The following is a 20,876-nucleotide window of genomic DNA, read 5'->3' on the forward strand; positions in this document are numbered from 1 at the left end:
CCCGCCGCGGAGCCGCCGGGCGGCCCGCCCCCGGCCGCCGCGCCGCCGGAGCCCGCGCTGCTCGCCCCGAACACGCTCGGGGCGCAGCTCCTCGCCGGCGCCTCGCAGCGCCTCTCGGCCCTGTCCGACCAGCTCGTCGCCGCCGCCCAGGCCCTCACCGACCTGCCGAGCATCGCCGCCACCGCCACGGCGCTGGCGCGCGATCCGGTGACGCGGCGCCGGGTGCTCGACGCCTCCTGGAAGCTCGCCCTGGTGTTCGGCCTCGGCCTGCTCGCGGAATGGCTGGTCTGGCGCGCGCTGCGCCGCCCGCGCGAGGCGCTGGACGCGATGGCGCCGCGGCCCGGCACCGCCTGGAACTGGCTCCGCCGCGTGCCGCTGGTGGTCGGGCGGCTGCTGCTCGACCTGGTGCCGATCGCCGCCTTCGCGGCGGTCTCCTACGGGCTGATCGGCGCGGTGCAGCCGCTGCCGACGACGCAGCTCGTCATGCTCACGGCGAACCATTCCTACATGGCGCTGCGCGCGGTGATGGCGGCCTCGCGCATGCTGCTCTCGCCGGCCTCGGCGCATCTGCGCCTGATCCCCTGCAGCGACGAGACGGCGGCCTACGTCACCATCTGGCTGCGGCGCATCCTGCTCGTGCTCGTGCTCGGCGCCGCGGCGGCGGAGATCGGGCTGCAGTTCGGCCTCTCCTGGGGGGCCTACGACGCGATCCTCCGCTTCTCCTTCCTGGTCGTCTCGCTGCTGCTCGTCGTCGTCATCCTGCAGAACCGCGCGGCGGTGGCGGAGCTGCTGCGCGCCCCGCCGCTCGCGGAGGGGGAGGCGCCGGAGCGGGCGCGGCGGCTGCTGCGGGCGGTGCGCGACCGCGTGGCCGAGATCTGGCACCTGATCGCCATCCTCTGGCTGTTCGCCGCCTGGGGCGTCTGGGCGCTGGAGATCGAGAGGGGGTTCCAGCGGCTGCTCCGCGTCTCGGTGCTGACGCTGCTGGTCGTGGCGCTCGCCAAGCTCGCCGACGCCGGGGTGCGGCGGCTGATAGACCGCGCCTTCCGCATCAGCCACGACCTCGCCAGCCGCTACCCGGGGCTGGAGGCGCGCGCCAACCGCTACCTGCCGGTGCTGAAGGCGATCGTCTCCGGCATCATCGTCTTCGTCGCCCTGCTGTTCCTGCTCGAGGCCTGGGGGCTCGACGCCTTCGACTGGTTCGCGCGCGGCCGGCTCGGCAACCGGCTGCTCGCCTCGCTCGTCTCGATCGGGCTGACGGTGCTGCTGGCGGTCGCGGTGTGGGAGGCGGCGAACGCGGCGATCGCGCGCCACCTCGCGCGGCTCTCGCGCGACGCGCAGGCGGCGCGCTCGGCGCGGGTGCGCACGCTGCTGCCGATGCTGCGCACGGCGCTCTGGATCGTCATCGCCGTGTTCGTGGTGCTGAACACGCTCTCCGAGATCGGCGTCAACGTCGCCCCGCTGCTGGCCGGCGCCGGCGTGGTCGGCCTCGCCATCGGCTTCGGCTCGCAGAAGCTGGTGCAGGACGTGATCACCGGCGTGTTCCTGCTGTTCGAGGACGCGGTGGCGGTGGGCGACGTGGTGCAGCTCGGCGGGCTCTCGGGCGTGGTCGAGCAGCTCTCGATCCGCTCGATCAAGCTGCGCGCCACGGACGGCAGCGTGCACATCATCCCGTTCAGCGCGGTGACGACGGTGACCAACATGACCCGCGACTTCGCCTTCGCGGTGCTCGACGTGACGGTGGCCTACGGCGAGGACACCGACCGGGTGGCGGAGGCGATGCGCGCGGTGGCGGGGGAGATGCGCGCCGACCCGAAGTGGGGCGCCGCGATCCGCGACGACATCGACGTCTGGGGCGTCGAGCGGATGTCCGACATGGGCGTGACCGTGCGCGCCCGGGTCAAGACCGAGCCGGCGCAGCGCTGGGCGGTCGCGCGCGAGTTCAACCGGCGCATCCGCAAGGCGTTCGAGGAGAGGGGCATCGCCTTCGCTGCCCAGCCCTGGGCGCGGGCGCCGGAGGCGCCGCCGCCCGGTGCCCCGCCCGCGGCCGCCCCCTCGCCGCGCCGCGCGGCGGAGTAGGGCCGGCGCGGGGCGGACGCCGGGGCGCGCCGCCGCCCCTGGCCGGCCGCCGTCAGGACCCGCCGCGCAGCAGCGCCACCGCCGCCACCCCCGCCGCGATCGCCGCGGCGAGGTTGCGCGTCGCCGCCTGCACCGCCAGCACCGCCGCCGCCCCGGCCCAGGCGGCCGCGTCCTGCGCCGCCATCGCCGGCGCGACATAGGCGACGAAGAGCGGTCCCGGCAGGTGGCGCAGCAGCGCCGCGACGAAGCGCGGCGGGCGCAGCGCGCGCAGCACCGCGTAGCCGCCGGCGCGGCAGAGATAGGTCACCGCCGCCATGCCGAGGATGACGGCGAGCACGTCGGGCCTGAGCGCCATCAGCGCGGCGCCGGGCCGGGCGGCGCCTCCCCCGCCGGCGCCTCGCGCGCCGCGGCGAGGGCGGCGCCGGCGAGCGCGCCGAGCAGCAGCGGCCAGGGCGGGCCGAGCCCCGCGCCCCGCGCCGCCAGCGCCACTGCCGCCGCCAGCCCCCAGGGCGCCGCGTCCTGCCGCAGGCCGCGCCAGAGCGGCACCAGCAGCGCGACGAACACCGCGACCGGGGCGAAGAACAGCGGATGCGACGGCCGGAGCCGCACCGCCTCGGCGAGCCCGTGCCCGGCCCCCACCGCGACCAGCCAGAACAGCCACAGCAGCAGCCCGACCCCGAACAGGAAGCCGGCGTCGCGCCCGGGGCCGCGGCGCTGCGCCACCGTCGCCAGCGCATAGGCCTGGTCGGTCAGCAGCCCGAGCGTCACCCACAGCCGCCAGCCGCGCACCCGCTCGAACCAGGCGGCCAGCGCCGCGCCCATCGGCGCCATGCGCAGGTTGACGAGGAAGGTCGCGAACACCGCGGCGAGCAGCGGCGCCGGCTCGGTCCACAGCTCGAGCGCCACGAGCTGCGCCGTGCCGGCGAAGGTGAGGCCGCTCATCAGCAGCGCCTCGAGCAGGCTGAGCCCCTTGCCGTGCGCGGCGACGCCGACCGCGAGGCCGAAGGGGAAGGTGCCGAGGACGAGCGGCAGCGCCGCGCGCAGCCCGCGGCGCACGCCCTGGCCGGTGAAGGAGGGGCGGACCATGCCGGCCTCTTAGGGCCGGATGCGGGCGGCCGGAACCGGCAGAGGGCGCGGACCGGCCCCGCGGACCGCGGGCGAGGACAGCGCCGCGGCCGGTCGGGCACCGCCGGGCGGCAGCCGCTCTGCCGCCGGATGGCGGGCGTCCGGACCCGGTCCGGGGGCGCGGCGGCGCCGCGTCCGGGAGCGGGGCCGTCGCGGCGCGCAGGGGCGGGCGACGGCGGCGCCGGCCCGGCGGCGGAGGCCGGAACCCGCGGCCGGCGCAGGCCACGCCCGGCCCTGGCGCGGCCGGTGGCGCCGGCGGCCTCGGCCCGGTGCGCCGCCTCCGCGCACGCCCGGCTGTCCGCTCGGCGCCGGCGCGCGCCGCCGGTTCCGGACGCTCGCGATCCGCGGCAGGATCGCCGCGCCGCCTCCGCCGGAGGGAGCGAAGACCGTGCCGATCGCCGCCCGGGGCCGCGCCTGCCCGCCCGCCGCCTCCCGCCCGCGCCTCGCCGTGTTCGTCAAGAACGGCGAGAACCCGAACTACCGCGCCTTCCTGCTCGGCGCCGCGCGGGCGGCCGCCGCGCACGGCGCGCGCATCCTGCCGCAGGTGCCGTCCACGCCCGACGACCCCGTGGAGCAGGCGGCGCTGGTCCGCCGCGCGCTGCGCGAGATCCGGCCGGATGCGATCCTGTTCGCCCCCGCCGACGACCGGGCGATGGAGGGGCCGGTGGCGGAGCTCAACGCCGCCGGCATCCCGCTGGTCGGCTTCGTCAACCGCATGCGCGGGCGCTTCGTCAGCTTCGTCGGCGCCGACGACGAGGCGATGGCGCGCGCCGCCGCCGCCCGTCTGATCGCCGCGCTCGGCGGCGCCGGGCGGGTGGCGCTGATCGAGGGGCCGGAGACGGCGCCGACCAGCCGTGACCGCGGCCGCGGCTTCCGCGCCGAGATCGCGCGCCATCCCGGCATCGTCCTGCTCGGCAGCGCGCCGGGGCGCTACCTGCGGCGCGGCGGCTACGCGGCGATGCGCGCCCTGCTCGCCGCGCATCCGCGGATCGAGGGGGTGATCGCGACCAACGACAGCATGGCGCTCGGCGCGCTCGACGCGCTGGAGGAGCAGGGGCGGCGGGCGCTGGTCGTCGGCAACAACGGCATTCCCGAGGCGGTGCGGGCGGTCGGCGAGGGGCGGCTGCTCGCCACCATGGACTACGACGGGTTCCGGATGGGGGCGCTGGCGGCGCTGGCGGCGCTGCGCCACCTGGGCGGCCTGCCGGTGCCGGCCGAGATCCTGCTGCCCGCGGCGGTGATCCATCGCGGCAACCACGCCGCCTGGCTGACCCCGCCCGAGGCGCGGCCGCTGCCGGCGTGGGACGCGTTCGTGCGCGGCTGACGGCCGTGCCCGCGCGGCGCGGCCGGCGCGGGAACACCCCGCGCCGCCGCGGCGCGCAACCCCGCCGCGCCCGCAGGGCGGACCGGGGCGCGCCGGGCCTGGCGCCGGTTCGCCGCGCCGGCGCCGCGGTGCCGGACGTCTCCTCGAACTCCTGCCGGCCATCTCGCGCGGGCGGGCGCGCAACGGTCAACCGGGGCGGCGTGCGGCGCAGCATCCGCGGACGGCGCTGCGGGCGGGCCCGCCGATCCGCGCGCCCGGCCCGCCGCGATCCTCGAGGGAACGCCGCGCCGCAGCGGCGTGGAGGCCGGGCGTCCCGGCCGCCACAGCCGTTTCCGCCCGGCCGCGCGCGCGGCAACGGCGCCGGCGCGTCGTCTGGCGCGCGGATCCCCCTCCCGGCCGTTTCCCGCCGCCCGCGATCCGCTTCCGGCGACGGGCCGGCGGACGGCGGCGGGCCGCCGCCCGCAGGGCGGCGTCTCAGGCCCCGCCGCCGGCCGGCGGCAGGCGCGACCAGGCGAGGAGGAGCGGCGCCGCCCGCTCCCCCACCCGCGCGCCGAGCCGCGCGGCGGCTTCGTTGACGCGCGAGATCACGCCGTCGCGGAAGGAGGAGGCCGCCTCGCCGATGCGCGCGCTGTCGGCCGCGACGGTGAAGGCGGCGATGCCGCGGGCGTCGAGGGCGGGGAGGCGGGTGGTGCCGGCCTCCTCGATGCCGATGCCGGCGTCGTTGAACACGGCGGCGAAGGCCGGCGCGCGCAGCGCCATCGCCGGATCGCCGCCGACCAGGCCGCCATGCGAGCCGGTGACGACGATCCGGCCCGCATCCTCCGCCGGCCGCACCAGGGAGGCGGAATCGAGCAGCAGGATGCGGCGCGGGTGGCCGGCGGCCTCGGGCGCCTCCGTGCGCGCCTCGCCGAGCGGCGGGGGGTGGGGGACGCGGATGTGGGGCGCGGCGCGGAGGCGTTCCGCCGCCTCGCGGCAGGACATGCCGGGGGCGAGGCCGGCGGCGCGGGCGGGGGCGTTGGCGTGGCTGATCGCGCCGCGGGCGAGCATGTCCGCGGTGTCGCCGATGCGGCAGGAGCGGTGCGAGACGGTGGCGGCGGCGATGCCGAGGGCTTCGAGGTAGGCGAGGGCGCCGATGCCGGCCCGGTCGCGGCCGATGCCGGCGTCGTTGAGGATGACGGCGCGCGCGCCGGCGCGGGCGGCGAGGTAGCCGGGATAGCGGCCGCCATGCGAGCCGGAGACGATGACGGCGCCGTCGGCTTCGGGCGGGAGCCTGGTGATGGTGTCGGCGGGGAGGAGGGGGGCGGGCATGCGGGAAGCATGGCGCCTGGGGCAAGGGCGCACCATAGCTGCCGCACCCGCTCGCCGCGGCTGGCGCGACGCCACCCTCGCGGACCGGCCGCTTGCCCCCGCCCCGCTCGGCCCCGCCCGGGCCCGATCGGCCGCGCGCGGCCGCCCGGCCGCTACGCCGCCTCGCTCTCCCCCCGCCGCGCCTGCCGCTTGCGCTCGTGCGGGTCCAGATGCCGCTTGCGCAGCCGCACCGCGCCCGGCGTCACCTCCACCAGCTCGTCGTCCCCGATGTAGGCGATCGCCTGCTCCAGGCTCATCCGCCGCGGCGGCGTCAGCAGCAGCGCGTCGTCCTTGCCGGCGGCGCGGATGTTGGTCAGCTTCTTCTCGCGCAGCGGGTTCACCTCCAGGTCCTCGCCGCGCGAATTCTCGCCGATGATCATCCCGACATAGACGCGCTCGCCGGGGCCGATGAACAGCGTGCCGCGCTCCTGCAGGTAGAACAGCGCGTACTGCACCGCCTCGCCGTCGGCGTTGCTGATCAGCGCGCCGTTGCGCCGGCCCTCGATCGGCCCGGCCCAGGGGCCGTAGCCGTGGAACAGCCGGTTCATCACGCCGGTGCCGCGCGTGTCCGTCAGGAACTCGCCGTGGTAGCCGATCAGCCCGCGCGAGGGGATCAGGAAGGAGAGGCGCTGCTTGCCGGCGCCGAGCGGGCGCATGTCCTGCATCACGCCCTTGCGCAGCGACAGCTTCTCGACGACGACGCCCGCGTGGGCCTCGTCCACGTCCACCAGCACCTCCTCGTAGGGCTCCTCGCGCGCGCCCGTCTCCGGGTTCTCGCGCGTCAGCACGCGCGGGCGGCCGATGGTCAGCTCGAAGCCCTCGCGCCGCATGGTCTCGATCAGCACGCCGAGCTGCAGCTCGCCGCGGCCGGCCACCTCGAAGGCGTCGGTCTCCTCGCTCTCGCGCACGCGGATGGCGACGTTGCCCTCGGCCTCGCGGAACAGGCGCTCGCGGATCTGGCGCGAGGTCACCTTCTTCCCCTCGCGGCCGGCGAGCGGGCCGTCGTTGATGCGGAAGGTCATGGCGAGGGTGGGCGGGTCCACCGGGATGGCGGGCAGCGCCGCCGCCACCTCCGGCGCGGCGATGGTGTCGGGGACGGTGGCCTGGGCGAGGCCGGCGATGGCGATGATGTCGCCCGCCTCCGCCTCCTCCACCGGCACGCGCTCGAGGCCGCGATAGGCGAGCAGCTTGGTCAGCCGCCCCGTCTCCACCACCGCGCCGTCGGCGCGCAGCACGCGCACCGGCATGTTCACCCGCGCCCGGCCCTGCTCGACGCGCCCCGTCAGGATGCGGCCGAGATAGGGGTCGTACTCCAGGATCGTCGCCGTCAGCGCGAACGGCGCCTCCGGGTCGAGGCCGGGCGGCGGGACGTGGCGCAGGATCAGCTCGAACAGCGCGGAGAGGTCGCGGCGCGGCCCCTCCAGGCTGTCGTCCGCCCAGCCCTGGCGGCCGGAGGCGAAGAGGGTCGGGAAGTCGAGCTGCGCCTCGTCGGCGCCGAGGGCGGCGAAGAGGTCGAAGACCTCCTCGTGCACCTCGTGCGGCCGGGCGTCGCCGCGGTCCACCTTGTTGATGACGACGATCGGGCGCAGGCCGCGGGCCAGCGCCTTGCCGACCACGAACTTGGTCTGCGGCAGCACGCCCTCCGCCGCGTCCACCAGCACGATGGCGCCGTCCACCATGGAGAGGATGCGCTCCACCTCGCCGCCGAAATCGGCGTGGCCGGGCGTGTCCACGATGTTGATCCTGGCGCCGCGCCAGGAGACGGCGGTGCACTTGGCGAGGATGGTGATGCCCCGCTCGCGCTCCAGGTCGTTGCGGTCGAGGGCGCGCTCGGCGACCTGCTGGTTGGCGCGGAAGGCGCCGGCCTGGCGCAGCAGGTTGTCCACCAGCGTGGTCTTGCCGTGGTCCACGTGCGCGATGATGGCGACGTTGCGAAGGTCCATGGGCGGGAGACGGGGTTCCGGAAGGGGCCGGCCGGCCCGGCACGGGCCCGCACGGGGCGAGCCGGGCGGCCGGCGGGGAGCGGCGGAAGGGCGTGGTGCACCGCACATAGGCGCTGGCGCGGCGAAAAGCGAGCCCGGCCCGGGCGCCGCCCGCCGCAGGCCGCGGGCCGGGCTCGCCCCTGGCGCGGCGCCGCTTTCCCGCGGACTGGCGCCCCGATCGCCCCCGCCCCCGCCGCGGCGGCGGACCCCGCCGGCGCCGCCGCGCGCTCGCGCGCCTGCCCCGGACGCGCGGGCGGCGTTGCGGGCACGGCGCGGATCAGCGGCGCGGCGCCGCGGCGGCCGTCAGCGTCACCGGGTGGATGAAGCCGTGGGTCGGGAACACGGTCCGCCCGTAGTCCCCGAGCGGCGGGTACCAGACGCGCACCGCCGACCAGTCGCCGCGCGGCGAGACGTCGAGCACCGGCTGGTCGCGGGCGATGCGCCCGCGGGTGGCGCTGCCGCCCGGCGCCCAGTTCGCGTGGTCCACCCGGATCTCGCGCGCCGAGACGACGCGCGAGACCACGGCAAGATGCCCTTGCGGCAGGCGCGCGGTCCGGGCGAACACCAGCACGCTGCCCGGGCGCGGCACGCCGGAGCGGTGGTACCGCCCCGCCGCGGCCTCCCACCACTGCCAGGCATCCCCGGCGAGGGCGATGCCGGAGCGCGCGCGGGCGAAGGGCACGCAGGAGAGCGGGCCCCCGCCGGCGGCGTCGTAGCCGGGCGCGCCGCGCGTCGCGCCGCAGGCGGCGAGCGGCAGCAGCGCCGCGACGAGCGCGGCCGTGCGAAGCCGGGCACGCATCCCCTGATCCCCCCGGGGGCGCAGCATAGCGCATTCCGTTGCCGTGGCGGTATGGCTGAGCGGGCGCCGCCCGGTCGGCGGCGCGCCGCCTCGTGCCCTGCACGCGGCGATGCCGGCCCGACGGCGGCCCGGGCCGCAGCTTCGCCAAAGGCGCGGGCACGCCTGACGCCGCGCGGAGCGCTCCTGGTCCGGCGTCCATCACTCGGCGAGGGAACGGAGCGACTCCCGCGGCAGACGCGGCGCGCAGGCTTGGCGCATCGCGCCGCCGCGTGGCAGCGTTGCGGCAGCAATCCAGCGCAACCCGGGCCCGACAGGTGACCGCCCTCGCCCTGCACCGTCTCCGCTTCGCTCTTGCCGGATGCGCCCTCGCCGCGCCGCTCGCGGCGCTGGCCCCGCCCTTCGCCGGCACGGCGCAGGCCCAGCCTGCGCAGGCCCTGCCGGGGCCGCCGCCGCTGGCGTGCCCGGACCGCCTCGGCCCGACCGGGCCCGGCGATCCGCGCTTCGAGCAGATCGGCCCGCCGCCCGCCGCTGCCGTCCCGCTGCGCGGCGCGCGGATGTTCGACGGCCCGCCCGGCGAGGAGCAGGAGCCCGAGCCGATGGAGGTGCCGCCGCGGCCGCTGCCCGGCGCGGGCGGCCGCGACGCCGTGCGCGGCTGGCCGGTGGCGCTGCACGGCAGCGGCCTGCTGCTGGTCTGCCTCTACGCCCGCACCGGCACCTATCTGCGCGCGATGGTCCCGCGCGAGCTCGACCGGTGCGAGATCGCCTCGCGCCAGGGGGGCGGGGTGACGGTCGCCTGCCGATAGTCCGCCGGAGGGGCGCTGTCCGCGGGCTGGGGTCCCGATCCAGGCGCCGCCGCTTCCGGCGGCCCACCGCGCCCTGGAGCGGATCGCGGACGGCCGGGAACAGCCGGGAGCGGGAATCCGCTCGACCGACAGCGCGCCGGAGCCGTTGCCGCGCGCACCGCCGGGCGGAAACGGCTCTAGTCGGCCCGGCCCGGCCCGCCCTCGCCCAGCATCTCCCCGAACACCGCCGCGTTGTGCTGCCCCGCCGCGGGGCCGGGCCAGCGCACCATCGCCCGCGGCGGCACGCCCTGGAAGCGGAAGGGCGGCGCCGGGTGCAGTACCGTCCCGAGCAGCGGGTCCTCGACCTCCATCACCAGCTCGCGGGCGCGGAAATGCGGGTCCTCGGCGCAGTCGCGGATGTCGTAGAGGCGCGAGCAGGGCACCTCGGCCCGCTGCAGCGCGGCCTCGGCCTCCGCCGCCGTCCGCCCGCGCGTCCAGGCGGCGATCGCGGCGTCCAGTTCGGCGACGTTGGCGCAGCGGTCGGCGTTGGTGGCGAAGCGCGGGTCCTCGGCCAGCTCCGGCCGGCCGATCGCGGCCATCAGGCGGCGGAAGATCGGGTCGGAATTGCCGGCTATGCAGAGCCATTTGCCGTCGGCGCAGGGGTAGGTGTTGGTCGGCGCCGCGGTCGGGATCGCCGCCCCCGCCGGCTGCCGCACCCGGCCGAACAGGCCGTATTCCGGCAGCATCCCCTCCATCAGGCTGAACACCGAGGAGACGAGGTCCACGTCGATCACCGTTCCCTTCCCCTCCGCTCCCGCCCGGTCGCGCCCCCAGCAGGCGGAGATCACCGCCATCGCCGCGTACATCCCGGCGAGGTCGTCGCTGATCGAGATGCCGCAGCGCGGCGGCGGCAGGTCGGTCTGCCCCGGATGGGCGGTGAGGTGGCGCAGGCCCCCCATCGCCTCGCCGATCGCGCCGAAGGCCGGCCGGTCGCGGTAGGGCCCGTCCTGCCCGTAGCCGGAGATGCGGGCGATGACGAGCCGCGGGTTCGCCTCGTGCAGCCGCTCCGGCCCGAGGCCGAGGCGCTCGAGCTGGCCGGGGCGGAAATTCTCCACCAGCGCGTCGGCCCAGGCGGCGAGCCGCAGCGCCTTCTCCCTCCCCTCCGCGCTCTTCAGGTCGAGCGTGACGGAGAGCTTGTTCCGCCCGTGCACGCTGAACCAGACCGAGTGCCCGTTGTGCTTCGAGCCCCAGCCGCGCTGCGGATCGCCCTCCGGCGGCTCGACCTTGACCACCGTGGCGCCGAGATCGGCGAGCAGGCGGGTGGCGAAGGGCGCGGCGACGTAGTGGCCGAGCTCCAGCACCTTCAGGCCGGTGAGCGGCAGCATGGCGTTCCTTCCTCGCGGCGGTCGGGCGGACGGCGCGGCGACGGATAGAGCAGATCGCGGACGGCCGGAAACGGCCGGGAGCGCGAATCCGCCCGGCAGGCAACGCGCGGGAGCCGTGCGGCGGGCACGGCCGGGCGAGACGGCTCTCGCCGCGCCCCCGCGTGCCGCAAAGCCGCCACGGGGACCCTCGCGGCGCCATCGGCGCGCCATCCTGGTGCCGCGGCCGGGCGCGATCCTGCCTCCGTCTCTCCCAGACGCGCCGCGCGGGCGGCCTTGCTCCGCGGCGCCACCTCGGGGGCGGAGCCGCCCGGTTCCGCCCCCGCTTCTTTTGCGCCACCATCCGGCCCCGATCGAGCAGAGGAGGAGCCGGGATGGGCAAGGACGAGGCGACGGAACGCGAGGCCGAGGCCCTGGCGCGCGCCGCCGGCCTGGCCAGGGCCTGGGAGGAGCACCGCGAGGCGGTCCTCGAGGCCGTCGCCGCCGCGCGCGGGCTGCGCACGGGCTTCGCCCGTCCGGCCGACCCCACGGCCGAGCCCCTGCCGGCCTACCGCGTCCCCGCCGCGCAGGAGGCCGGGCGATGAGCACGCCCCCCGCCGCCCCGCACGAGCTCACCCTGACCGAGGCCGCGGCGCTGATCCGCGGCAGGCGGCTCTCGCCCGTGGAATACCTGCGCGCCTTCCGCGACCGCGCGGCCGCGCTCGAGCCGCGGCTCAACGCCTTCGTCCGCCCGCTCTGGGACGAGGCGGAGGCGGCGGCGCGCGCGGCGGAGGCGGCGATCGCGCGCGACGGACCGCGCTCCCCGCTGCACGGGCTGCCGGTCGGGCTCAAGGACATCATCGACCTCGCCGGGCACCCGACCACCTGCCACTCCCGGATCCTGCTCGGCAACGTGAAGCGCGAGGACGCCGCGGTGGTGGCGCGGCTGCGCGCGGCGGGGGCGGTGTTCCCGGGCAAGCTCGCGACGCACGAATTCGCGCTCGGCGGCCCGACCTTCGACCTGCCCTTCCCGCCGGCGCGCAACCCGTGGAACCCGGCGCACCACCCGGGCGGCTCCTCCTCCGGCTCCGGCGCGGCGGTGGCGGCCGGGATGCTGCCGGCGGCGCTCGGCACCGACACCGGGGGCAGCGTGCGCAACCCGGCGACGCAGTGCGGCATCGTCGGCATGAAGCCGACCTACGGCCTGGTCTCGCGCCGCGGCGTGTTCCCGCTCTCCTTCACCCTCGACCATGTGGGGCCGATGACGCGCACGGTGGCCGACAACGCGCTGCTGCTGAACGCGATGGCGGGGCACGACCCGCTCGACCCCGGCAGCGCGGAGCGGCCGGCCGAGGACTACACGCGGGACCTGGACCGCGGCCTCAAGGGCCTCTCCATCGGCTTCGTCCGCCACTTCCACGAGGCCGACACGCCGGCCACCCCCGAGATCGCGGCCGCGCTCGAGGAGGCGGCGCGCCTGCTCGCGCGCGAGGGCGCCGCAGTGCGCGACATCGCCCTGCCGAGGCTCGACGACTTCGCGGCGGTGAACCGCGTGATCCTGACCAGCGAGGCGGCGGCGGTGCACGAGCCCTGGCTGCGCGAGCGCCCCGGCGACTACGCCCCGGTCACGCTGCGCCGCCTGCTGCCGGGCATGTTCGTCAGCGGCGTGGACTACGTGCAGGCGCAGCGCCGGCGGCGCGAGCTGGTCGCGGCGGTGGAGGCGGCGTTCCGCGAGGTGGACCTGCTGCTCTGCGCCTCCTCGATGGATCCGCCGAGCCGGCTGGACGACCCGGCGGAGACGGAGCGGACCTATCCGCGCCAGGCGCGCACGCCGTTCAACGTGACGGGCCATCCCGCGGTGTCGGTGATGTGCGGGCTGGGCGCGGCGGGGCTGCCGATCGGGATGCAGCTCGTCGGGCCCTACTGGTCGGAGGCGCTGCTCTACCGCGCGGCGGCGGCGTACGAGCGCGCCGCGGGGTGGGCGGGGCGGCGGCCGCCGCCGTAGGTTCCGGCGCCGCCCTGCCGCCTCAGGCGAGCGGCGGCCGGGGCGTCCGCGCGTCCGCCGCCGCCACCCCCGCCGCCAGCGCCGAGAGGGCGAGGCAGACGCCGAACACCGCGGCGTGGCTCTCCTGCGTCGCGGCGAACAGCGCCGCGAGCGCGAAGCCGACCCCGGCCTGCGCCACCGCGTAGCTCGCCGTCATGCGCGCGAACGCCAGCCCCGCCGCGGCGCCGGCCCGCTCGCGCGCGGCGGCGAGCGCCACCGCCGTCACCCCCATCCCGGCGAAGCCGCCGAGCCAGGCGCCGACGACCAGCGCCGGCGCCGCCGGCACCAGGCACAGCGCCAGCGCCGCCGCCTGCGCCAGCAGCCAGAGCAGGAAGGCGCGCCGCCCCCCGAGGCGATCCGCCATCCGTCCCCCGGCCAGCGTTCCGGCCACGCCGCCGAGGCCGAACAGCAGCCACATCCCCGCGCCGGCGGCGAAGCCCATGCCCCGCCCGCGCGCCGCGAGGTCGGCCAGATACACCATCGGCGCCACCATCCCGGCGCCGGAGAAGCCGTAGGCCACCAGCGGCAGCATCATCGGCGGCCCCGCCGCCCGCCCCGGCCCCGCCGCCCGCCCCGGCCCCGCCGCCGCGCCGGAGCCCCCGCCTCCGCCGCCCGCCTCGACCGGCGCGGGCCGCGGCCAGTGCGGATGCGCGAGGGCCCAGAGCGCGAGGACCAGCCCCGCCAGCCCGAGCCACGCCCCCGGCAGGCCGCCATGCCCGAGCAGGACCGGCACGGCGAGCGAGACCAGCGCCACCCCGCCGCCCACCCCGGCGATGACCGCGCCGCTCGCCGTCCCGCGCCGTTGCGGCGGCACGACCGAGAGCACCGCCGGCCCGGCCAGCGCCATCAGCACCCCGCCGGCGACGCCCGCCAGGCCCCGCCAGCCGACGAACCAGGCAAGGCCAAGATCGGCCGCGCAGGCGGCGAGGCTCAGCACGATCAGCGCCATCGCCGCATCGAGCGCCCGCCCCACCCCGGCGGCGCGGGCGAGCGGCCAGCCGAGCAGCGTCCCGCCGAGGTAGCCGGCGAGATTGACCGCCCCGAGCAGCGCCGCCTCGCCGCCCGCCACCCAGCCGGCGGCGACCATCGCCGGGAACAGCGGCACGAAGCCGAACCGCGCCAGGCCGTTCCCGGCGGCGGTGGCGCAGGCCCCGGCCAGCGCCGGCCGGAGGATCGCCCCCGCGGTCACGCGCGGCCGCCGCGCCGCAGCGGGGCCCTGCCGCGCCGGCTATTCCGGCTCCGGCGCCGCCAGACGGATCGCGCGGCGCAGCTTGGCCACGCCGGTGCGCACATGGCCGCGGCCGCACAGCCGCGTCCCCTCCGCCGCCAGCGCCCGTGCGTCCGGGGGAGCGGCCCGGCGCACCGCCGCGAACCGCGCGGCGAGGGCGCCGCAATACTCGGGCGTCCCGCTGGTGACGCGCACCGGAGCCTCCTCGCCGGCCGCGGCGGCGGGCAGCGCGGGGGCGAGGCAGAGCAGGACCGCGGCGAGCACGCGCATCGCCGCGAGACTGCCGCGCGGCGTCCTGCGCCGCGCTGTCCCGCGCATGACGCTTCGGTCATCCCGACGCCAGCCGCAGCCGCGCCCTCAGCCCCGGCGGCCGCGCCCCGGGCCGGGCGTCCTCCAGCACCAGCTCGCCCCGGTGCAGGTGCGCCACCGCCAGCACCAGCGACAGGCCGAGCCCCGAGCCCGGCGTGTTGCGCGAGGCGTCGGCGCGGAAGAAGCGCTCGCCGGCGCGCGCCCGGTCCGCCGGGGCGATCCCCGGCCCCTCGTCGGCGACCGTCACCTCCGCCACCAGCGCCGCCCCGGCGGGCCCGGGCTCGCCGGGCAGGGCGCGGGCGGAGAGGCGCACCGTGCCGCCGGGCGGGCCGAACTTCACCGCGTTGTCGAGCAGGTTCGCCACCGCCTGCAGCAGCAGGTCGCGGTCGCCGGTCAGCGGGACCGAGGCCGGCAGGTCGGTCTCCAGCCGCTGCCCGGCGGCCTCCGCCGCGGCGCCGTAGAACTCGGCGAGATCGGCGAGCAGCGGCACGAGGTCGAGCGGCGCGAAGGCGGCGCGGCGCGCCCCGGCCTCCGCCTCGGCGATGCGCAGCAGGGCCTGGAAGACGCGGGTGACGGCGTCGAGGTCGGCGATGCCCTCCTCGATCGCGGCGCGCAGCGCCCGCGCCTCCTCCGCCGTGGCCGCGCCGTCCGGGGCGGCGCGCAGCGCGTCCTCGAGCTTGGCGCGGGCGCGCGCGATCGGGGTGCGCAGGTCGTGCGCGATCGCGTCGGAAACCCCCTTCACCCCGGCCATCAGCCGGTCGATGCGGTCGAGCATGGCGTTCATCGTCGCGCCCAGCCGGTCGAACTCGTCGCCGAGCCCGGTGAGGCGGACGCGCTGGCGGAGGTCGCCGCCCGCGATCGCCGCCGCCGTGCGGAAGGCCGGGCGCAGCCGGGTCTCGAGCGCGCGGCGCAGCAGCCAGGCGCCGAACAGCGCGAACAGCAGGGCGAAGCCGGCCGCCCAGATCAGCCCCTCGGCGAGGAGCTGGCGCAGCCGGATCTTGTCGGACACGTCGCGGCCGACCAGCAGCCGGTGCCCCCCCGGCAGGCGGATTGCGTGGAGGCGCGCCTCGGAACGCTGCCCGTCATGGGTGACGGACAGGTCGGCCCAGACGGCGGACGCGTCCTCCATCTCCGGCGGCCAGCGGTCGAGGTTGCCGGCCAGCCGCCGCCCGTCCGGCGCGCGCAGGAAGTAGATCGATTCGGCCTCCGCATCCACCGCGAGCCGCTCCTCGATGGCCTCCGCGGCACCGCTCGCGCCGGCCTCGCGCCAGCGCTCCTCGAGCGCCAGCGCGTCGGCGCGCAGCACCGCGTTGGTCTGGCGGTCGAGCGCGCCCGCGGTGCCCCACCACAGCACCAGCGCGAAGGCGAGGATCGAGACGGCGAACAGCGCGGCGAAGAGCAGCGCGAAGCGGAACCCGGCGCTGCGCAGCAGGTGCAGCAGCGGGCCCTCCGCCGGCGGCGGCCCCGCCGCCAGGTCCTCGCCGGACGGCGGGGGCAGGCCAGGGCCGCGCGGCGCCCGCTCCCGGCGGTCTCCCGCCGGCGGCGCCATCCCGCCGCGGGGGACGGCCGCTGCCGCGCCGGAGGGCGCGACGGCGGGGAGCGAGGGGTCCATGGCGGCGCGGCCCCGGGCCCGGCGCTAGTCGGCGCGGATCATGTAGCCGGCGTTGCGCACGGTGTGGATCAGCGGCTTGTCGAAGCCCTTGTCCAGCTTCTGGCGCAGGCGGCTGACATGCACGTCGATCACGTTGGTCTGCGGGTCGAAGTGGTAGTCCCAGACCTTCTCGAGCAGCATGGTGCGCGTCACCACCTGGCCGGCGTGGCGCATCAGGTGCTCGAGCAGGCGGAACTCGCGCGGCTGCACCTCGATGCGCTTGCCGCCGCGGGTGACGGTGCGCGAGAGCAGGTCGAGCTCGAGGTCGGCGACGCGCAGCCGGGTGACCGGCGCGTCGCCCGCCGGGCGGCGGCCGAGCGCCTCGACGCGGGCGAGCAGCTCGGCGAAGGCGAAGGGCTTGACCAGGTAGTCGTCGCCGCCGGCCTTCAGCCCCCTCACCCGCTCGTCCACGGCGGAGAGGGCGGAGAGGAACAGCACCGGCGTGCGGTTGCCCTGGGCGCGCAGCGTCTCGACCAGGCGCACGCCGTCCACGCCGCCCGGCAGCATGCGGTCGAGCACCAGGAGATCGAACTGCTCGGAGGCGGCGAGGAACAGCCCGTCGCGGCCGTTGGCGGCATGCTCGACCACGTGCCCCGCCTCCTGGAGCCCCTTCCTGACGAAGCGGGCGACCTCGGCGTCGTCCTCAACCAGCAGGATTCGCATCGTGGTTCCCTGACAGTCTCCAGGGCAGGCTAGCGCGGCTCCCCGCCCGGCCGAAGGCCGGGCGCGCCGCGCCGCCCGCTCATCCCTCGGGATTCTGCGGCCGGCGGCCGACCTGGACGCGGATCTCGCGCTCCCGCCCGTCGCGCAGCACGGTGAGGCGCACGGTCTGGCCGGGCGGCAGCGCGGCGACGTTGCGCACCAGGGCGCGCGAGGTCTCGATCCGCTCGCCGTCGAGCGCCACCACCACGTCGCCGGGACGCAGGCCTGCGCGCGCCGCCGGGCTGCCGCGCTCCACCGCTGCGATCAGCACTCCCCCGGCCGGCCGCCCCGCGCCGCGGCGGGCGGCGGACCCGCCCTCCGGCACCTCGCCGTTGAGGTCCTGCACGCTGACGCCGAGCCAGCCGCGCTCGATCCGGCCGTCGCGCCGCAGCTGCTCGATCACGCCGCGCGCAAGGTCGGAGGGGGTGGCGAAGCCGATGCCGGCATAGGCGCCGGTCGGCGAGTAGATCGCGGTCGAGATGCCGACCACCTCGCCCGCGGTGTTGAACAGCGGCCCGCCGGAATTGCCGGGGTTGATGGCGGCGTCGGTCTGGATGAAGTCGTCGAAGGGGCCGGCGCCGATCTCGCGCCCGCGGGCCGAGACGATGCCCGCCGTCAGGGTGCCGCCGAGCCCGAACGGGTTGCCGGCCGCGAGCACCCATTGCCCGACCCGGAGCGCCGCCGAGCTGCCCCAGACGACGAAGGGCAGCGGCCGCGGCGCGTCGATCTTGAGCAGGGCGAGGTCGGTCAGGTCGTCGGAGCCGACCACCCGGGCCGGGAAGCTCGCCCCGCTCTGCAGCGAGACGGTGACGCGGGTGGCGTTGCCGACGACGTGGTTGTTGGTGACCACGTGGCCGGCGGGATCGATGATGAAGCCGGAGCCGGCGCCGCGGAACAGCCGGCGGGCGCCGCGCAGCCGCTCGCGCAGGAAGCGCTCGGCGGGGGTGCCGCGCAGCTCGGGCGGGATCTGCACCGCCTCCTCGCCGGTGATGCTGATGTTCACGACCGCCGGCAGCACGCGGTCGGCGAGGTCGGCGAAATCGGGCAGCGTCTGGCTCCGCTGCGCCCGCGCCGGCGTCGCGGCGAGCAGCGTGGCGGCCGGGCCGGTCCCGCCCAGCGCCAGGGCGGCGAGGGCGCCGCCGCCGGCGGCGAGCAGGACGCGGCGCCGGGGGGCGCCAGGGGGCGGCGGGAGCGATGGCGGCATGGCTCGGCTGATCCTCCTGTGGCACGGCCGGCCGTGGCGGCCGGGCCAGGCCGGCCGGCCATGCGGACACGGCGAGGCGGGCCGCGGCGGGGCCGGGGACGCCCCGGACGGCATCGCGGCGGTGCGCTGCCGGTCCCGTGACGCCAGGATTGTGGGGGGAGCGTCCCGGTCGTTCAACGGCAAGGCGGGCGCGCCGCCCGCCCCTACCGCCCGCCGGCCGGCAGCGGCCGGGTCGGGTCCTCCGGCCAGGCGTGCTTCGGGTAGCGGCCGCGCATCTCCTTGCGCACCTCCGCCCAGGCGCCGCGCCAGAAGCCCGCGAGGTCGCCGGTGACGGCGATCGGCCGCCCGGCCGGGGAGAGCAGCGCCGCCTGCAGCGGCACCCGCCCCTCGGCGAGCCGCGGCAGCGCGGCGAGGCCGTAGAGGTGCTGCGCGCGCGCCGCGAGCGTCGGCGTCTCGCGCGCGTAGTCGATCGCGGCGCTGCGGCCGCCGGGCAGCGCGACGCTGGCCGGCAGCGCGGCGTCGAGGCGGCGGCGCTGCTCGCGCGTGAGCAGGCCGGAGAGCAGCGCGCAGAGGTCGAGCGCGGCGAGGTCGGCGAGGCGCGCGCGGCCGTGGAGGTGCGGGGCGAGCCAGTCCTGCACGCGCGCGGCGAGCGCGGCGTCGGAGACGTCGGGCCAGGCCTCGCCCTCGAGCGCGCGCATGCGGAGGATGCGCGCCTGGAGCTGGCGCGCGGCGTCGCTCCAGGCGAGGTCGCGCAGGCCGCGCGCGGCGGCGGCCTCGGCCAGGGCGGCGGCGATGGCGGCGGGGTCCGCCTGCGGCAGCGGCGCCTCCTCCAGCACCAGCGCGCCGAAGCGCAGGCGGCGGCGGGCGAGGACGGCGCCGGCGCGCGGGTCGAAGGCGGCACCCTCCTCGCGCACGAAGCGCTCCGGGAAGCGGGCCTCCAGCGCGGCGCGGGAGAGCGGGGCGGCCATGCGGATGCGCGCCTCCGTGCCCTGGAGGTCGAGATCGGCCACCGCGAGCAGCGGCGCCCGGCCGAGCGGATCGGTCGCGGGCAGCCGCGCGCCCTGGCCCGAGGCGAGGCGGAAGGCGCCGTCCATCACGCCGCGCTTCGCCGCGATCCGGTCGGGGAAGCCGGCGGCGAGCAGGGCGCCGGCGTCGCCCTCCGGCGCCGTGCCGCCGTGCAGGCCGAGGCGCCGGCGGTGCAGCGCGGCGGCGCGGCGGATGCGCTGGACCGCGGCGCGGTCGGCGGCCGGGTGGTCGCCGCCGTGCAGCAGCGCGAGGCGCAGGCGGATGTCCGCGGGCGCCGCGCGGTCGCGGATCGGGTCGCGCTCCTCGAGCAGCGCCGCGAGGTCGGCGGCGAGCGCGCCCTCGCCGGGGCCCTCGGCCGCGACCAGCATGCGGGCGAGCCGCGGATGCGCCCCGAGCCGCGCCATGCGGCGGCCGATCGCGGTGATGCGCCCCTCCGCGTCCAGCGCGTCGAGGTCGCTTAGCAGCGCGCGCGCGGCGGCGAGCGCGCCGGCGGGCGGCGGGTCGAGGAAGGGGAGCGCGGCCGGCTCCGCGCCCCAGGCGGCGCAGTCGAGCACGAGGCCCGAGAGCTCGGCGGCGAGGATCTCCGGCGCCTCGTGCGCGGGCAGGCCGCGGTGCAGCGCCTCGCTCCACAGCCGGATGGCGACGCCCGGCGCCTCGCGCCCGGCGCGGCCGGCGCGCTGCTCGGCGGCGGCGCGGGAGATGCGCACCGTGACCAGGCGGGTGAGGCCGCTCGCCGGGTCGAGCCGCGGCGCGCGGCGGAAGCCGCCATCCACCACGATGCGCACGCCGGGGACGGTGAGCGAGGTCTCGGCGATCGCGGTGGCGAGCACGACCTTGCGCCGCTCCGAGGGCGCCAGCGCGCGGTCCTGATCGGCCGGCGGCAGCTCGCCGTGCAGCGGCAGCACCTCGGCCTCGATCCCGCCGAGGCGCTCGGCGGTGCGGCGGATCTCGCCCCAGCCGGGCAGGAAGGCGAGCAGGTCGCCGGGATGCTCGCGCAGCGCCTCGCGGATCGCGCCGGCCATCGCCTCCGGCAGGTCGCGCGGGTCGCGCAGGTCGCGCGCGCGGTGGCGGACGGCGACCGGGAAGGCGCGGCCCCGGCTCTCGACCAGCGGCGCGTCGCCGAGGAGGCGCGCGAAGCCGGCCGCGTCGAGCGTCGCCGACATGGCGAGCAGGCGCAGCTCCGGCCGCAGCGCCCGCTGCAGGTCGAGGCAGAGGGCGAGCGCGAGGTCGGTGTCGAGATGGCGCTCGTGCGCCTCGTCGAACAGCACCGCGGCGACGCCCTCGAGGCCGGGATCGGACTGCAGGCGGCGGACCAGCAGGCCCTCGGTCACCACCTCGACGCGGGTCGCCGGCGAGACCAGGCGGTCGAGGCGCGTGGCGAGGCCGACCGTGCCGCCCGGCCCCGCCTCGCCGAGCAGCGCCGCCATGCGCCGCGCGGCGGCGCGCGCGGCGACGCGGCGCGGCTCGAGGACGAGGATCCTCCCCGAGACGGCCCAGGGCTCGTCCCGCAGCACCAGCGGGACGAGGGTGGTCTTGCCGGCCCCGGGCGGGGCGACGAGGACGGCGTTCGGCCCCGCGCGCAGCGCGGCGCGCAGCGCGGGCAGCGCCGCGGCGACGGGCAGGTCGGGCAGGGGCGGAGGCATGGCGGCGAGGGATAGGGCGCCGCGGCGGCGCTGTCACAGGACGGCGCGGCGCGGCCGGTTGCCGATATGGGGGCGTCCGCCCCGGCCCGCAGCCCCCGCGGGCGCGGCCCCGGCGGTTACGTATCGCGCATTCTCGACGTGATCGAGCCGCTGCAGCGACGGCGCTTGCGGCGACGGCTCCGGCGCGTCGCCTGCCGACCGAATTCACGCTCCCGCCGGTTTCCCGCCGTCCGCGATCCGCTCGCGCTGCGGGCCGCCCGCGGCGCGGCCGCG

At 78.3% G+C, this 20,876-nt stretch carries 17 protein-coding genes; 5 read left to right on the forward strand and 12 right to left on the reverse strand.

The window, feature by feature from the left end:
• The coding region (locus K1J50_RS16075; protein ID WP_220118783.1) for a mechanosensitive ion channel domain-containing protein at positions 1 to 2,076 on the forward strand (2,076 nt) is incomplete at its 5' end.
• Between the two features lie 52 nt (positions 2,077 to 2,128).
• Here K1J50_RS16075 and K1J50_RS16080 read toward each other — a convergent pair.
• Both K1J50_RS16080 and K1J50_RS16085 read right to left on the reverse strand, forming a co-directional pair.
• Positions 2,129 to 2,431 carry an AzlD domain-containing protein gene (locus K1J50_RS16080; RefSeq protein ID WP_220118784.1) on the reverse strand — a complete coding sequence of 101 codons (303 nt, stop codon included), beginning with the start codon at positions 2,429 to 2,431 and terminating at the stop codon, positions 2,129 to 2,131.
• Complete coding sequence (locus K1J50_RS16085; RefSeq protein ID WP_220118785.1) at positions 2,431 to 3,162, reverse strand: AzlC family ABC transporter permease; 732 nt, start codon at positions 3,160 to 3,162, stop codon at positions 2,431 to 2,433. Before K1J50_RS16085 ends, K1J50_RS16080 begins: the two co-directional genes overlap by 1 nt.
• A 427-nt stretch (positions 3,163 to 3,589) precedes the next feature.
• Between K1J50_RS16085 and K1J50_RS16090 the strand changes: the two genes are divergently transcribed.
• Positions 3,590 to 4,525: a sugar ABC transporter substrate-binding protein gene (locus tag K1J50_RS16090; protein ID WP_220118786.1), complete on the forward strand. Its 936-nt coding sequence runs from the start codon at positions 3,590 to 3,592 to the stop codon at positions 4,523 to 4,525.
• Positions 4,526 to 4,999: 474 nt separating this feature from the next.
• Here K1J50_RS16090 and K1J50_RS16095 read toward each other — a convergent pair whose 3' ends face one another.
• The 3 genes from K1J50_RS16095 to K1J50_RS16105 all read right to left on the reverse strand — a co-directional run bounded on the left by K1J50_RS16095 (position 5,000) and on the right by K1J50_RS16105 (position 8,653).
• Positions 5,000 to 5,833, reverse strand: a complete 834-nt coding sequence (locus K1J50_RS16095; protein ID WP_220118787.1) for a hypothetical protein — start codon at positions 5,831 to 5,833, stop codon at positions 5,000 to 5,002.
• A 152-nt stretch (positions 5,834 to 5,985) separates the two neighbouring features.
• Complete coding sequence (gene typA / locus K1J50_RS16100; protein ID WP_220118788.1) at positions 5,986 to 7,815, reverse strand: translational GTPase TypA; 1,830 nt, start codon at positions 7,813 to 7,815, stop codon at positions 5,986 to 5,988.
• Between the two features lie 316 nt (positions 7,816 to 8,131).
• Positions 8,132 to 8,653 (reverse strand): CHAP domain-containing protein, encoded by a 522-nt coding sequence (locus K1J50_RS16105; protein ID WP_220118789.1) that lies wholly within the window; start codon positions 8,651 to 8,653, stop codon positions 8,132 to 8,134.
• 314 nt (positions 8,654 to 8,967) lie between these two features.
• Here K1J50_RS16105 and K1J50_RS16110 point away from each other — a divergent pair, with 314 nt between their 5' ends.
• On the forward strand, positions 8,968 to 9,456 hold the full coding sequence (locus K1J50_RS16110; RefSeq protein WP_220118790.1) for an STY0301 family protein: 489 nt from the start codon (positions 8,968 to 8,970) through the stop codon (positions 9,454 to 9,456).
• Positions 9,457 to 9,632: 176 nt separating this feature from the next.
• On the opposite strand, the gene K1J50_RS16115 is transcribed toward K1J50_RS16110, so the two are convergent.
• Complete coding sequence (locus tag K1J50_RS16115) at positions 9,633 to 10,820, reverse strand: CaiB/BaiF CoA transferase family protein (RefSeq protein ID WP_220118791.1); 1,188 nt, start codon at positions 10,818 to 10,820, stop codon at positions 9,633 to 9,635.
• A gap of 371 nt (positions 10,821 to 11,191) precedes the next feature.
• On the opposite strand from K1J50_RS16115, the gene K1J50_RS16120 reads away from it, so the two are divergent.
• Positions 11,192 to 11,401: a hypothetical protein gene (locus K1J50_RS16120; RefSeq protein ID WP_220118792.1), complete on the forward strand. Its 210-nt coding sequence runs from the start codon at positions 11,192 to 11,194 to the stop codon at positions 11,399 to 11,401.
• Positions 11,398 to 12,801: an amidase gene (locus tag K1J50_RS16125; RefSeq protein WP_220118793.1), complete on the forward strand. Its 1,404-nt coding sequence runs from the start codon at positions 11,398 to 11,400 to the stop codon at positions 12,799 to 12,801. The genes K1J50_RS16120 and K1J50_RS16125 overlap by 4 nt, the downstream gene beginning before the upstream one ends.
• A 22-nt stretch (positions 12,802 to 12,823) precedes the next feature.
• Here K1J50_RS16125 and K1J50_RS16130 read toward each other — a convergent pair whose 3' ends face one another.
• The 6 genes from K1J50_RS16130 to hrpB form a co-directional block, all read right to left on the reverse strand.
• Positions 12,824 to 14,029 carry a YbfB/YjiJ family MFS transporter gene (locus K1J50_RS16130; protein WP_220118794.1) on the reverse strand — a complete coding sequence of 402 codons (1,206 nt, stop codon included), beginning with the start codon at positions 14,027 to 14,029 and terminating at the stop codon, positions 12,824 to 12,826.
• A 39-nt stretch (positions 14,030 to 14,068) separates the two neighbouring features.
• On the reverse strand, positions 14,069 to 14,386 hold the full coding sequence (locus K1J50_RS16135; RefSeq protein WP_220118795.1) for a hypothetical protein: 318 nt from the start codon (positions 14,384 to 14,386) through the stop codon (positions 14,069 to 14,071).
• Between the two features lie 10 nt (positions 14,387 to 14,396).
• Entirely contained in the window at positions 14,397 to 15,989 is a 1,593-nt protein-coding gene (locus K1J50_RS16140) for a sensor histidine kinase (RefSeq protein WP_255575361.1), read from the reverse strand.
• 24 nt (positions 15,990 to 16,013) lie between these two features.
• Complete coding sequence (locus K1J50_RS16145) at positions 16,014 to 16,691, reverse strand: winged helix-turn-helix domain-containing protein (protein ID WP_220118796.1); 678 nt, start codon at positions 16,689 to 16,691, stop codon at positions 16,014 to 16,016.
• Positions 16,692 to 16,770: 79 nt separating this feature from the next.
• Positions 16,771 to 17,934, reverse strand: a complete 1,164-nt coding sequence (locus K1J50_RS16150; RefSeq protein WP_220118797.1) for a trypsin-like peptidase domain-containing protein — start codon at positions 17,932 to 17,934, stop codon at positions 16,771 to 16,773.
• 203 nt (positions 17,935 to 18,137) lie between these two features.
• A complete protein-coding gene (gene hrpB, locus K1J50_RS16155; RefSeq protein ID WP_220118798.1) occupies positions 18,138 to 20,603 on the reverse strand; it encodes an ATP-dependent helicase HrpB in 2,466 nt (821 codons plus the stop codon).
• Positions 20,604 to 20,876: the final 273 nt, after the last annotated feature.

This window comes from Caldovatus aquaticus, assembly GCF_019458025.1.
Lineage (GTDB): Bacteria > Pseudomonadota > Alphaproteobacteria > Acetobacterales > Acetobacteraceae > Caldovatus > Caldovatus aquaticus.